We start from the raw sequence: 12,761 nt of genomic DNA on the forward strand, positions 1-12,761 counted from the left end.
CCTCGCTGGCGTTTTTCAGCCGCTACTACGGCCGCAGCTATCCCGGCGACAAGCTCGACCTGATCGCCATTCCCGATTTTGCCTTTGGCGCCATGGAGAATCTGGGCGCTATCACCTTCCGTGAAACCGCACTGCTGGTCGACGAAAACCGGGCGGCACGCAGCGAGCTGGAGCGGGTGGCCGACGTGGTGTCGCACGAAAATGCCCACATGTGGTTCGGCGACCTGGTCACCATGAAGTGGTGGAACGGGCTGTGGCTCAACGAGGCGTTTGCCACCTTCATGGAGATGATGGCGGTTGACGACTGGAAGCCTGAGTGGCAGCGCTGGACCAGCTTTGCCGTCTCGCGCGCCGCAGCGCTGCAGATCGACGGCTTGCAGAGCACCCGGTCAAGCCATCCGGACGAAGCGGCCGGCATGTTTGACATTCTGACCTACGAAAAGGGCGCCGCAGTCCTGCGCATGCTGGAACAGTACCTGGGTCCGGAGACCTTCCGGGCCGGCATCAGCAACTATGTCGGCAAGCACGCCTACGCGAATGCCGAGACCACCGACCTGTGGGACGCGATTGAGGAATCGGCCCAGCAGCCGGTACGGACGATGATGGATTCGTGGGTGTTTCAGCCCGGCCATCCTCTGATTTCGGCCGCCGTCGAAGACACGACGCTGGTCGTGTCCCAGCACATCTTCCAGTATCTGCCGGCCGAGGCCGACGCCCCCCGACGCTGGCAGGTGCCCGTGTTCATCCGGGCCAAGAGCGGCGATCAGGAGCTGACCCGAACTGTGCTGCTGGAGGAAGACGAGGTCCGCCTCGACCTGCCGGCGCGACCGGACTGGGTGGTGGTCAACGCCGGCGGCCACGGCTTCTACCGGGTGCGCTACAGCCCGGATTTGCTCCAGCGACTGACCGGTGTACTCCAGACCGAGCTGTCGGCGCTCGAACGCTTTAATCTGGTCAACGACACCTGGGCCGCAGCCCTGGCCGGTCTCACCCCTCTGGCCGACTATATGGACCTGCTGCTGCTGTTCGAGGACGAAACCGAGCACAATGTCTGGAGCGCCGTTCTCGGCTCGCTGCACTATCTCGACCGTCTGCTTGACCCGGCTCATCGCCCGGCGCTACACGCCCGGGTCCACAGCCTGGTCGGTCCCAGTATCGAGCGGCTGGGCTGGCAGCCGGCCGACGGAGAAGACGCCCTGGCTGCGCGGAGAGCTGTTGGGTGCGCTGGGCACCCTGGGTAACGACCGCGCCACCCAGGCCGAGGCGCGCGCCCGCTACGCCGCCTACAAATCCGACAGCGCTACGGTCGATCCCAACCTCGTCCCGGCCCTGGTCTCGATTGTGGCCCACAGCGGCGACGAGGCCGACTATGACGAGTTCTACACCGCCTTCAAAACGGCCAAGACCCCCCAGGAGGAGATGCGCTACCTGTTTGCCCTGGCCGCCTTTCAGCCGTCCGAGCTGTTTGAGCGCACGCTCGTTCTGACCACCAACGGCGAGGTTCGCACCCAGAACGCGCCCTTCTTGATGCGCCAACTGCTGCTCAACACCCAGCAGCGCGAGCGCGCCTGGCAGTTCCTGAAAGACAACTGGGACGCCATGCTGGGCCACTACCCGGCCAGCACCATCCCCCGCATGTGTGAGGGGGTTACGGGTCTGGTCACGCCCCAACTCAAAGCCGAGGTAACCGCCTTTTTTGCCGCTCATCCGGTCAAGGGGGGCGAAAAAATGGTCCAGCAGCACCTGGAGAAGCTACGCATCGCGGTCGCCTGTCAGCAGCGCGAGTTAGACAACCTGCGCGACTATTTCGAGTGGACGCCGTAGCCGGACACTCAGCGGGGCGCCGTGCGCTGCGCCCTCAGATAGTCCGATGAGCGAGTTCGTAATCTGCATAAACGATGGGAGTAACCCCGCCAGTTTGATCGTGGGTAGAGTCTAGCGCACGCTGTCGGACGCTGAAGCCGAGGCACCCGACCTGGTCCGGGTTCTTGACGAAGACAAATCAGAGTCCGACGGTTACCTCTATCCCGCCTCCATGTTCGTTCCGGTCGATCTGCCGGAATTGGCGAAGCAAGCCTTGACTGCGGCGGGGGTCTGAGCCTGGGAGGGACGCCACCGAACGAAAGCCACACCTGAGGCTTACGAATTAACTCTGCCCAGCCCATCAGCTCAACTCTTCAAGCAGCTCTACTTCCTTCTTTACGAGGTGATTCACCACCTCACCCAGCTCTTTACCCTTCTTCTGAGCGATCTTTTCAAGCTGGCCCTGGAGCTTCGCGTCGAGGTAAATGGGCAGCCGTAGCTCAGTCCCCTTGCGGTAAAATTTTCCTTTCTCGGCCTTGGAAAAATCATATTCACGTTTCATTGACTATTTCCTTCCGTACTGTCCGGCTTCATACCTTGTCGCTTTGCGCGCCGAGATCAAACGTATACGGGCGCCTCGCGTTGTCTCTTTGCGATACGTGTGACAAACAACCAGTAAACTGCCTGTCCGATCCATCCCAAGAGTGATCCACCGATCCTCGTCCTGACTGTGCTCCTCATCAAACACAGAGAGGGCTTGAGGATCAAGAAAGATGGTAGCAGCCCGCTCAAAGGCAATACCGTGGTCTTTAAGGTTCAGCTGGGCCTTACCTGGGTCCCACTCAAATTGATACTGGGATGGACTCGCCACTACGGAATGCTTTCATAAGACAGAGTATGGGCCAAGAGACTGTAGAGAAAACCGACGATTCGGATTAGCCGGGTAAGTTCCGTACTGTCCGGAGCCTTGATTAAAGCATCGAGGACCAAGCTCTCGAGATCGTATTCAGATCGCAATTCGGCCTTCTTCGAGGAGTGAACGAGGATGACTGAGTAAGATCATCCCCAAACTCTGCTACGAGAGCATTATATATTCGAGCGTTCCGCGGGTATACCCAACAGGTGCGTTACGGGTCCCATCGTCGGCTTTCAATTCCTTTGGCGCGTTCTTTCTGGGCGGCTGGGATAGTCAGCAGGTATTCGTCTTTTGTCTCTTTGATAACTATTTTTCCTTGCATCATGCCATCTCCTTCTCACTCCTTCAGTCTGCGCGTTATTTGCCGCGTAGCGTCATGGTGACCGCCCGCACCGCTGCATCAAAGGCTGCCCGTTCGGCAAACTCCCCCAGCACGACGCGCCGCATATGCGTTTTGTTGTCGTCAAACGCAACGACGTACTCAACGATGCCCATCCGCACCGATGCATCAGGCCGGGCTTGGCCGAGTTTGGCCTCAGGGGTGAGTTGGGTGATGTGCGCCTGGTGCTCCGCCGTCCAGGCGTCGAAATCTTCTCGACTAATGGCCGTCTCTTGCCAGAACGTCTGTTGGTCATACGGCAGTTCTTGCAGGCGCTTGAGCAGGAAGTCCTGGTCCAGAAAGGCCAACAGGTTGCCCGCCTTGGGGCCTGAGTCGCGGTCGAGCAGGACGCGGTAGAGGGCCTTGAAGGCTTGGGCCGGCGCAATCGGCGTCAGCCGCGCCACATCGAACACCGTAGTCTGCAAGGCGCTGTCTTCCCACACTACGCTGGGCAGGCGGGCGGCCAGCCGATGCAGAAAGGCGCGCTGGCTGGCGGTCAGTTCCCCGGCCCGCTCGGGCAGCGCGCCTTGCAGCACGATCCGCTCCTCGGAGCTGGCGTAGTGCTCCAGCCAGTAGCGCGCGGCCTGCGCGCGGCGGGCGAGCTGATCGCGTTCGGTCTGGGTCAGCGGCGTGCCTTTGCGTTTTTCGACCTCGCCGGCCAGATCGAGATGAGGCAGCTGGGCAACCGTTGCCACCAGCTGAAAGTCGGCGGCGTAGAAATCGCCCTGGGTCGCGATCTGCGACAGCTGGTAGACCCGCTTGTCGTCCGCTGAGACCTTGGGATCGCGGTAGGTGCGGGTATGAAAGCGGTCGAAGTCGTTGAAGATCTTGATGACCGATCTTTCGTCCGGCGAGAAATTCACCGGCTGTTTGGGCTGGGTGCGGATCATGACAAAGCGCAGGAGTTCGGGCGGCAGGAAATCCGCCATGTTCCGCGCCGACACGCCAATCCCCTTGGATGAACTCATCTTGGCCCCGCCGACCAGGAAAAACTCGTACGGAATATTCAGCGGGGGCGACTGGCCGAAAATGGTCCGCAGGCAGGCGGCCGACACATCGCGCGAGCCGCCCTTGGTGTTGTGGTCTTTGCCCGCCCCCTCGATCGTAATGCCGAAGGTTTGCCACTTGGCCGTCCATTCCAGCTTCCAGGGCAGTTTGCCCCGACCGTCAAACGGCGAGACCTTGCCGGCGTGTCCACAGCCCGTCGCCCAGCTGACCAGATCGGGCCGGCAGGTGTAGGTGACTTCCTTGCCGTCGTAGTCGCTGACCTCGGTCGTACCGACCCGGCCGCACGCCTCACACACCACCTGAAAAGGGTACCAGGTGTCGGGACGCTCGGACTTGCTGACGGTCTTATACACCTCGCGGACCTTGGCCGCATTGTTCAGGATGGCGTCGGTCGCCTCGTTAAACTGCCCCGAGCGGTAGATATCGCGCATCCGGTAGGTCTCGGCCTCGACCCCCAACTCCCGAAAGATGTCGAAAAATTCCGTAATATAGTGCTCGGCCACATCCGGCGCCGAGGAGCCCGGCGGCGGCGGGACCTGACACAACGGCGCTCCCAGGTAGGGGCGGAAAAACTCGGCGTGGCCGGCCGGCAGTTCGTCAAGCGGGTCGTAGTCGTCGACGCCAAAGGTGTAACGGACGGGGATGCCGCGGTCCTTGAGGGTGCGGAACACGGCGTCGTGAATCAGCACGCCCCGCAGCGCACCGACGTGCACCCGGCCCGACGGCGTCTTGGAATCGTTAATCAGCTGCGGGCCGGACACCCGCTCGGCGAGCTTGTCGCACCATAACATGAGCCTGCTCCATCCTCGATTGTCGTGCTGAGACGGTGGTTTGCCGCCGGCCAGAGGCCGGCCGTAGGATTCCACCGCCCCGGAGTCTAGGTAAGGCCGATTCGCGTGTCAATGCGGCGCGTCAGCCGACGCGCCGCACTACCAGTCACAACGGCGCCCGTGCTAGGATAACGGGCAGCGTACACCAGAAAGGCTGCGGCCAACACCGTGAGCAGTGTGGAATTCCATATTTTGCCGACGGACTCACAGTCGGGCGTGGGTGATCCGGACTCCCGACCCGCCATGCCGGGCCAGCTCGCAGAGATTCGCCGCGCCCTGAGACGCGCCCCGGCCGGCTCTCCGCTCGTCCTCGATTTCAGCGCCGTCCAACAGCTCAACAGCCTCGAGGTGGCCGGCCTGTTACAGCTGGTTGCCGAGCGCCACGCTCGGGGGTGTGAGGTCCGCTTTGTGGGTCTGTCGGCCGGGCTGCGTCAGGCGTTCAGCGGCCTTGAGGACGACCTGCTCGGTCCGCCCCAAGTCGTACACAGCCGGCTGTCTTCGGTCGAACACCTGGGCGACCAGACGCTTGCCCTGCTGGTTACCGGACGCCGTCTGCTGGATATGGTCGGTGAGCTGGCCTACTGCTTGTGTGTCGCCCCGTGGCGCGGCAAAGGCGTGAAATGGGACCGAACCGGGGAACAGATCGTCAAGATCGGGATCGAGGGCATCCCGATTGTGAGCTTTCTGTCTTTTCTGGTCGGAGCGGTGCTGGCTCTCATTCGGGGCCGCCATCTATATTGCCAATCTGGTCGGTGTGTCGATGGCCCGTGAAATGGCTCCGCTAATCACCGCCGTTATTGTGGCCGGCCGCAGCGGTTCGGCCATCAGCGCCGAACTGGGCACCATGGTCGTGTCGGAGGAGATTGACGCCATGCGCACCATGGCCTTAAGCCCGACCCGCTTTCTGCTCCTGCCCCGGGTCGTGGCTCTGCTGTGCGCGGTGCCGTGTCTGACCGTACTGTCAAACCTGGCCGGCATTTTTGGCGGCTACTGGGTCGGCGTGCTGCTGCTCGGCCTGGGCAGCCGCAACTATATCCAGCAGACCGGCCAGGCCCTGCTGATGAGTGACTTGGTGGCCGGCATGGTCAAGAGCGTGGTCTTTGCCGGCCTGATCGGGCTGGTGGCCTGCTATCGTGGTCTCTATGTCCGGGGCGGAGCAGAGGGCGTGGGCACCAATACCACGGCTTCGGTGGTGACGTCGATTGTGCTGTGCATCCTGGCCGACGCCGTTTTCACCACCATCTTTTTCTATCTGTCGTAAGGGACGAGACGAGCCATGCCGACCACACCCAGCCCCGCACCTGCCTACGTCGTGGTTGAGAATCTGGTTGCCGGCTACGGCGACCAGATCGTGCTCAACGGGGTCAGCGTCCAGGCCCGACGGGGAGAAATTACCGTCATTCTGGGCGGCAGCGGCTGTGGCAAAACCACCCTGCTGCGTCATATCGTCGGCCTGCTGACACCCAGCTCTGGCCGGGTCTTGATCGACGGGCGGGACGTCCACCGGGCGGGCGAAGCGGAGCGGGAAGCCATCCTGCGCAATGTCGGCATGTCCTTCCAGGCCGGGGCGCTGTTCAACTCGATGAGCGTGGAAGAGAATGTGATGCTGCCGATTCAGGAGCACACCCGGGCGCCGGTAGAAACGGCCCGGATGCTGGCGCGGATGAAGCTCTCGCTGGTCGGCCTGGAACACGCCGCCCGGCTGCTGCCGGCCGAGCTGAGCGGCGGCATGAGAAAACGGGCTGCGGTTGCCCGTGCGCTAGCCCTCGACCCGACCCTGCTGCTGTTCGACGAGCTGTCGGCCGGCTTGGACCCGGTGACGGCGCGCGAGCTTGATGAACTCGTCCTGCGCCTCAAAGCCCAGTTTGACATGGCCATCCTGATTGTGACCCACGAGCTGGGCAGCATTCAGATGATTGCAGACCGAGCCATTATGCTGCACGATGGACGCGTGTTGGCGGCCGGCCCCTTGGCCGAGGTCCAGGCCATGCAGCTGCCGCAGGTCCAGGCGTTTTTTGACCGCCGGCCGCGGCCGGCCGGGCTGCGGCACGGGCTGCTCGAACGCCTCACCGACGGAGCATAGGATGGGCACAACCCGGCTCAAAGTCGGCCTGTTTATCACCCTGAGTTTTTTTCTGTTCGCCGCCACCCTGCTGTGGTTGGCTGGCTCCCGTTTTCTCCAGCCGGTCGATACCTACACCATCTACTTCGCCAAGTCGGTCAGCGGGCTGTTGCCCGGCGCGGCAGTCGAGTATCAGGGCGTCACGGTCGGCAAGGTGGAAGGCGTGTATCTGACCGCGGACACGCCGCCGCGCGCCCAAATCGTCATCGCCCTCCAGCCCGGGACGCCGGTTCGGCACAACACGATCGCCCATCTGGTCGGGTCGTTTGTGACCGGGATTCGGTTTGTCCAGCTCGAGGGGGGCTCGGCCGACGTTCCCCTGCTGGAGCCCGGCGGAACGATCGTCGTCCGCGAGGGTGGTCTTGAGGAGTTCCGGGATCGGGCCAGCGAAATCGCCCAGCGTTTGCTCACCACCCTCACCCGTATTGAACAAGACCTGCTGAGCCAGCAAAACCGCGAGGCGATCACCACGTTTCTCCACAGCATGTCGGTCCTGGCCGAAAACCTGCGGACCGCTCTCGACGAAATTGCCACGCCCGATACCCAGTTGGCCCTCAGAGATATGGTCAAGAATCTGGCCGAGGCCGCAGCCGGGATCAGACACACCACCATGGCCATCAACGAGGTCCGGGACGAACTCTTCCGGGATGGTCAGACAATGCTGGTCCAGATTCGCCAGACCGCAGAAATGACCGCTCGGCTGGCGGATGAGGTCGCCCAGCTGACCCGGCATATTGACGAGTTGGTGGTCGAAAACCGCTCTGAACTCCACCGGCTGCTGACCAACCTGGCCGATGCCTCGTACGACCTCAAAGAGACCAGCGATACGATCCGGACCGATCCGTCGGGCCTCATCTGGGGCAAGAACAGACCGCCGCGAGAGCTACCCGATCCATGACGGTGTTGTGGAAAGACGGGGGTACGGCTCGCGCCGGGCTGACCCTGCGGCTCCTGTGCGGCCTGCTGATGTGCGGCCTGCCGGGCTGTAGCCTGACCAAGCCGGCGCCCAGCGTCCAGTACTACGTCCTGGCTCTGCCCGAGCTTCCCGAGCCGAGCAGCCCGGCCAGTCCGACCCTGGTCGTTCACGCCTTTCGCGCCCATGACCCCTACGACCAGCAGCGGCTGGTCTACCGCTCCTCGCCGTATCAACTCGATTTTTACACCTATCATCGCTGGGCCAGCGCGCCCGCGGCCCAGGTGACGGACTGGACCCGTCGCTATCTGCGCAGCAGCGGGCTGTTTGCCAAGGTCTTTCCCACCCCGGAAGGCGCGGCCGACTACGTCCTGGGCGGGACGGTGCGCCACATTGAAGAGCTTGATCGCGATCAGACCTGGGAAGCCGCCCTGGAAATCGAGGTCTGGCTCATCCGCCCGCCGCAGCGCACCCCGGTCTGGTTCGAGTCGTACGCGGTCACGCGCCAGGCCACCAGGCGCAACCCGGCTGCGGTTGCCGAAGCCATGAGCCACAACCTCGGCGTGATTCTGCACCGGCTGGCGGCCGACCTGCGACCGCTACTTGAGACCGAGTAGGCAAAGGCTGGCATGGCCACAGCCCGCCCCGCCCCGCCACAGCCCGGCTTATGTCAGGCGTGTGTGTATGCGCGCGAAATCATCAGCGCCAAAGGCTCGCGCTTTTTGTACTGCTCGCGGGCGGAGGAGGATGGCCAGCACTACGCCAAATACCCCCGTCTGCCGGTTCTGGAGTGCCCGGGCTACACGCCCCGTTTGGACGACCCATAGGGGCATGTGGTTGCCCCGGATCGACTGGGCGCGGGGGCGAGTAGGGGCATGTGGTTGCCCTGGATCGACCGGGTGCGGGAGCTAGTTATGAAGAATCATGCCCGTATTGGGCACGCCGTTGCCCGAGGTCACCAGGGCAATCTCGGCATCCTTGACCTGATTGATGGCCTGTCCGCGCAGCTGGCGCACGGCTTCCACAATGTTCTCCATGCCGTGGATATAGCCCTCGGACAGGTTGCCGCCGCTGGTATTGAACGGCAGGCTGCCATTCGGCCACAGCAGTTTGCCGTCCGACACGAACGGGCCGCCCTCGCCGCGCTCACAAAAGCCGAGTTCCTCGAACGCCATCAGCACCAGCGGCGTGAAGTGGTCGTACAGGTAGCACAGGTCGAGGTCGGCGTGGCTGATGCCGGCCCGGCCGAACATGGCTTTGGCCACGACGGTTGATTCGGTCTCCCGGCTCTCAATATCCTTGACCACCCGCTGGGTATTCCACTCGCCAGCCCCGAACCCGCCGCTCATGATATACGCCGGCGTGTGTTTCAGGTCTCTGGCCCGCTCGGCGCTGGTGACGACCACTGCGGCCCCACCGTCGGTTTCCAGACAGCAGTCGAGCAGGCGCAGCGGGTCGGCGATCATGCGCGAGTTCTGGTGGTCCTCAATGCTGATCGGCCGGTCGCGCATGACCGCGTTGGGGTTGGTCTGGGCGTGAGTGCGGCAGGCAACGGCAATGGCGCCGAAATGCTCGCTCTTGGTGCCGTACAAATGCATATGCCGCCGGGCCGCCAGAGCCACCATCTGGGCCGGGCTGAACAGACCGTAGGGCTCGAGGTAGGCGCCGACTCCCGGCGTGCCGCGGCGCACCGCAGCCTGTCCGAAGCGGGGCGTGCCCCGACCGGAGCGCTCGTTCATGGCCCGAAAGGCAACGACCGTCTCGGCCATGCCGGTCGCCACCGCCATGGCCGCCAGCAGGATCGAGCCGACCGGCCCACCGCCCCCGCCGTAGGCTACTTCGCCGAAGAAGCGCAGCTCGGGCACCCCGAGGTGGGCGGCCAATTCGACCGGGTCGTTATTGTCCATCGTATACTTGGCGATCCCGTCAATATCGCTGGTTTGCAGACCCGCATCGTCAATCGCCCGCTGAATGCACTCGATGGCCAGGCTGATCTCACTGCGCCCCGAATCCTTGGAGTACTCGGTGTGGCCGACCCCGACAATCGCGGCTTTGTCCTTCAGGGTTTCAATCGACATGGCAGCCCTCCTGTTCGGCCCGCGATTAGAGCATAGCCGGTGCGGATTTGCTACTGCCGAGCCGAGGCGCCGATTCCCGGCCCGGGGCGCACGTGCTAGACTGCGCGCTATCGAACCACGCCCCCAGCAAGGGGAACAACGATGATTGTCCTGTATACCACCGAACGCGAGTACCCGTACGGCAGCCTGCGCTCGACCCCCCTGGCCGATTCGGCCGGACGTTCATAAACGGTGTCGGTCTCGCGTGTCTTCGGCCGTGACTTTGTCCTGCTGTGCCTGGTCAGCCTGGGATTTTTTTCCAGCTTTTTTTTCTTTTTTCCGACCCTCCCGTTCTATATTAAACAGCTGGGTGGTCGGGAGGCCGATGTTGGTCTGCTGATCGGAATTTCGAGCCTGGTCTCGTTTGCGATCAAGCCCTTTGCCGGCCGCTGGGCCGACCGCTATGGCCGGGTGGTCATGATGACCGCCTCGGTCGGGCTGTTCGCCTGCGGAGCGGTCCTGCACGCCTGGGCGCTCAGCATCGGCCTGCTGTTCGGCCTGCGTCTGGTCTACGGCTTTGCCCTGGGCTGTTTTACCACCGCCTCGGGCGCCTACCTGGCCGACGTGGCCCCGGCCGACAGACGCGCCGAGGCGACCAGCTATTGGGGCTTGGTGAATTCGCTGGCCATGGGCGTAGTCCCGCCCCTGGCCCTCGGCATCATGCACAGCCCGGCGCTCCACCCGTGGGAGGAGGGGTTGGTCGGGCTCCTGCCGGGACTGAGCCAAAAAGTCGGCTGGCCGGATAATTTTACCCTGCTGTTTTTCACCGCCGCCGCAGTCGCCTTCCTGGCCAGCGGCTTAAGCAGCCATCTGCGGGAACGCCACCGCTTGGCCGCGCCGCCTGCCGGACGCCAGTTTTTTGCCCCCGAAGCCGTGCTGCCGATGGTCGTTCAGCTGTGCCTGTACCTGACCTTCACGTCGTATACGACTTTCTTGCCCCTGTACGCCCGGACCTTCGGGCTGGACAACGCCGGCTATTTGTACTCGAGCTACGCGCTGGTGCTGGTGGCAACCCGCATGCTCAGCGCGCGTCTGGGCGACCGCTACGGCCGCGCCGCGGTCATCGTCCCGGGTTTTGTTCTGGCCCTGATCGCCCAGCTCGTGTTTGCTTTTGCCTGGGATGTCCAGGCCCTCTACCTTGGCGTGAGTGTGTACGCCATGGGCATCGGCCTGGCCCAGCCCGGGCTCGGAGCCTTGATGATCGACCGCCTGACACCCGAACGACGCGGCCTGGGCATGGCCACCTTCGCCCAGGGGCTCGATCTCGGCATGGGGCTGGGCGGGGTGCTGATGGGCAGCATCGCCAGCCAGGCCGGCTTTACCCCCATGTATGTGTGCGGGAGCGGCTGTCTGGCTGTGGGCCTGGTCATTTTCCTGTTCGGCTCTCAGCGCCCACAAGCCGGCTCCTGATCGGTGCTGCGGCTTTCGTGCGCCAGGTTGCGCCAGCGTCGTTCCTGCTGAGCTTGGCGAGGGCGGTCTTGCCCGTGAGAGGAGATTTTTTTCTTGACGCTTGGCACCGCCGGTTGTAGCGTGACGGCGTGAGGGAAGCCTTTGAACACCGCCCCCTGCTTGACCGCAGCCTGCTGCGTTGCTTGCAGCAGCGTCGGGACCTTCCCTCGATCATCCGGCTGAGCCTCCATCTGTCGACTTTTTTGCTGTGCGCCTATGGCGTGCTGCTCGTCACCCCGCACTCCCATGTGGCGGCGGCTCTGCTCTCGGTCGTGCTGGGCGGTATCTGGGCCGCGCTGTTCGCCCCCTTTCACGAGTGCACCCACCACACCGCCTTTCAGTCGGCGTGGCTGAACACCGTGGGCACCTGGCTCAGCGGCTTTCCCTTTGGGATCGCCCCGGCCGTGTACCGGGCCTTTCACTTCGACCATCATCGCTACACGCAAATTGTCCACAAGGACCCGGAGCTGTTGTTCTTGGGTGGGCAGCCGGTGTCCTGGCCGACCCAGTGGAAAAACTGGCTGCGCATGATTAGCGGTTGGGGCCTGCTGGGCCTTAAAATCGGCTTCCTGATGCGCTTCCCCTTCCTGGCCTACGACAAGTGGGAGTCTCTTGCCCCTTGGGCACCGCCCGACCAACGCCCCACACTGGCCTGGCAGTCCGGCCTGATCGCCCTCTTCTGGCTCGGGCTGATTGCCGCAGCCTGTTTCGGGCCGGCGGGCATGGGCTGGATTCTGTTTGCCGGGCTGCTCAGCCATCCGTTTCAGGCTATCTGGGTGACCACCGAGCACACCGGCCTGCCCAACGAGGGCTCCATTCTGGCCCGCACACGTACCATGCTGACTTGGCCGTTCTTCAGTTGGTGGCTGTGGAATATGAACTTCCACGCCGAGCACCATGCCTGGCCTGCGGTCCCGTGGCATCAGCTCCCCATCATACACCAGGAAGTCGCCGCGCATCTCGACGCCACGGAGCGCGGCTATGCCCGCCTCCAGTTCAAGGTATTGAGACAGGTCGGCGCCTAGCTGTTGTTTACCGCCGCTGGGGCCGCCTCCCCGGCCGCTGGGGTTGCTTGCACCCGCAGCAGCGTCGGTTATGCTGACCTCATAGGTAAACAAAAAGGGCCGGGCTCGTACCATTTGGCGGAGCCTGTCGAACGAAATGCCCAAGACTCTAGCGAAAATTGTTGCCGTCACTGCTCTGTTCGTGTTGTCTGCCAGCACC

At 63.4% G+C, this 12,761-nt stretch carries 14 protein-coding genes; 10 read left to right on the plus strand and 4 right to left on the minus strand.

All coding sequences use genetic code 11. The annotated features are described in order from the left end of the window. The coding region (locus J4F42_19845; protein MCE2487772.1) for a M1 family metallopeptidase at positions 1–1,241 on the plus strand (1,241 nt) is incomplete at its 5' end. Next, the gene (locus tag J4F42_19850) at positions 1,216–1,824 is read left to right on the plus strand and encodes an ERAP1-like C-terminal domain-containing protein (GenBank protein ID MCE2487773.1); all 609 of its coding nucleotides are present in this window, start codon (positions 1,216–1,218) and stop codon (positions 1,822–1,824) included. The genes J4F42_19845 and J4F42_19850, both read left to right, overlap by 26 nt. Before the next feature lie 340 nt (positions 1,825–2,164). On the opposite strand, the gene J4F42_19855 is transcribed toward J4F42_19850, so the two are convergent. The 3 genes from J4F42_19855 to lysS all read right to left on the minus strand — a co-directional run bounded on the left by J4F42_19855 (position 2,165) and on the right by lysS (position 4,897). After that, on the minus strand, positions 2,165–2,365 hold the full coding sequence (locus J4F42_19855; protein ID MCE2487774.1) for a hypothetical protein: 201 nt from the start codon (positions 2,363–2,365) through the stop codon (positions 2,165–2,167). Positions 2,366–2,368: 3 nt separating this feature from the next. Further along, positions 2,369–2,674: a BrnT family toxin gene (locus tag J4F42_19860; GenBank protein ID MCE2487775.1), complete on the minus strand. Its 306-nt coding sequence runs from the start codon at positions 2,672–2,674 to the stop codon at positions 2,369–2,371. Between the two features lie 402 nt (positions 2,675–3,076). After that, on the minus strand, positions 3,077–4,897 hold the full coding sequence (lysS, locus tag J4F42_19865) for a lysine--tRNA ligase (protein MCE2487776.1): 1,821 nt from the start codon (positions 4,895–4,897) through the stop codon (positions 3,077–3,079). A gap of 231 nt (positions 4,898–5,128) precedes the next feature. Between lysS and J4F42_19870 the strand changes: the two genes are divergently transcribed. From J4F42_19870 to J4F42_19895, 6 genes are read left to right on the plus strand one after another with little or no spacing between them, the layout of a single operon-like run. After that, positions 5,129–5,707: an STAS domain-containing protein gene (locus J4F42_19870; GenBank protein ID MCE2487777.1), complete on the plus strand. Its 579-nt coding sequence runs from the start codon at positions 5,129–5,131 to the stop codon at positions 5,705–5,707. After that, positions 5,691–6,197 carry an ABC transporter permease gene (locus J4F42_19875; protein ID MCE2487778.1) on the plus strand — a complete coding sequence of 169 codons (507 nt, stop codon included), beginning with the start codon at positions 5,691–5,693 and terminating at the stop codon, positions 6,195–6,197. The genes J4F42_19870 and J4F42_19875 overlap by 17 nt, the downstream gene beginning before the upstream one ends. A gap of 15 nt (positions 6,198–6,212) precedes the next feature. Continuing rightward, a complete protein-coding gene (locus J4F42_19880) occupies positions 6,213–7,019 on the plus strand; it encodes an ATP-binding cassette domain-containing protein (GenBank protein ID MCE2487779.1) in 807 nt (268 codons plus the stop codon). A 1-nt stretch (position 7,020) separates the two neighbouring features. Further along, a complete protein-coding gene (locus J4F42_19885; GenBank protein MCE2487780.1) occupies positions 7,021–7,956 on the plus strand; it encodes an MCE family protein in 936 nt (311 codons plus the stop codon). Then, positions 7,953–8,588 (plus strand): membrane integrity-associated transporter subunit PqiC, encoded by a 636-nt coding sequence (locus J4F42_19890; GenBank protein ID MCE2487781.1) that lies wholly within the window; start codon positions 7,953–7,955, stop codon positions 8,586–8,588. The genes J4F42_19885 and J4F42_19890 overlap by 4 nt, the downstream gene beginning before the upstream one ends. Before the next feature lie 12 nt (positions 8,589–8,600). Continuing rightward, positions 8,601–8,798 (plus strand): hypothetical protein, encoded by a 198-nt coding sequence (locus J4F42_19895; GenBank protein MCE2487782.1) that lies wholly within the window; start codon positions 8,601–8,603, stop codon positions 8,796–8,798. Positions 8,799–8,879: 81 nt separating this feature from the next. On the opposite strand, the gene J4F42_19900 is transcribed toward J4F42_19895, so the two are convergent. After that, positions 8,880–10,049 (minus strand): hypothetical protein, encoded by a 1,170-nt coding sequence (locus J4F42_19900; GenBank protein MCE2487783.1) that lies wholly within the window; start codon positions 10,047–10,049, stop codon positions 8,880–8,882. A gap of 231 nt (positions 10,050–10,280) precedes the next feature. Here J4F42_19900 and J4F42_19905 point away from each other — a divergent pair, with 231 nt between their 5' ends. Continuing rightward, a complete protein-coding gene (locus tag J4F42_19905) occupies positions 10,281–11,498 on the plus strand; it encodes an MFS transporter (GenBank protein ID MCE2487784.1) in 1,218 nt (405 codons plus the stop codon). 128 nt (positions 11,499–11,626) lie between these two features. Continuing rightward, positions 11,627–12,562, plus strand: coding sequence for a fatty acid desaturase (locus tag J4F42_19910; GenBank protein MCE2487785.1), 936 nt, complete (start codon positions 11,627–11,629; stop codon positions 12,560–12,562). The last annotated feature ends 199 nt before the right edge of the window (positions 12,563–12,761 follow it).

The sequence above is a fragment of the Desulfurellaceae bacterium genome, from assembly GCA_021296095.1.
In the GTDB taxonomy this organism is placed as follows: Bacteria; Desulfobacterota; Binatia; order Bin18; family Bin18; genus JAAXHF01.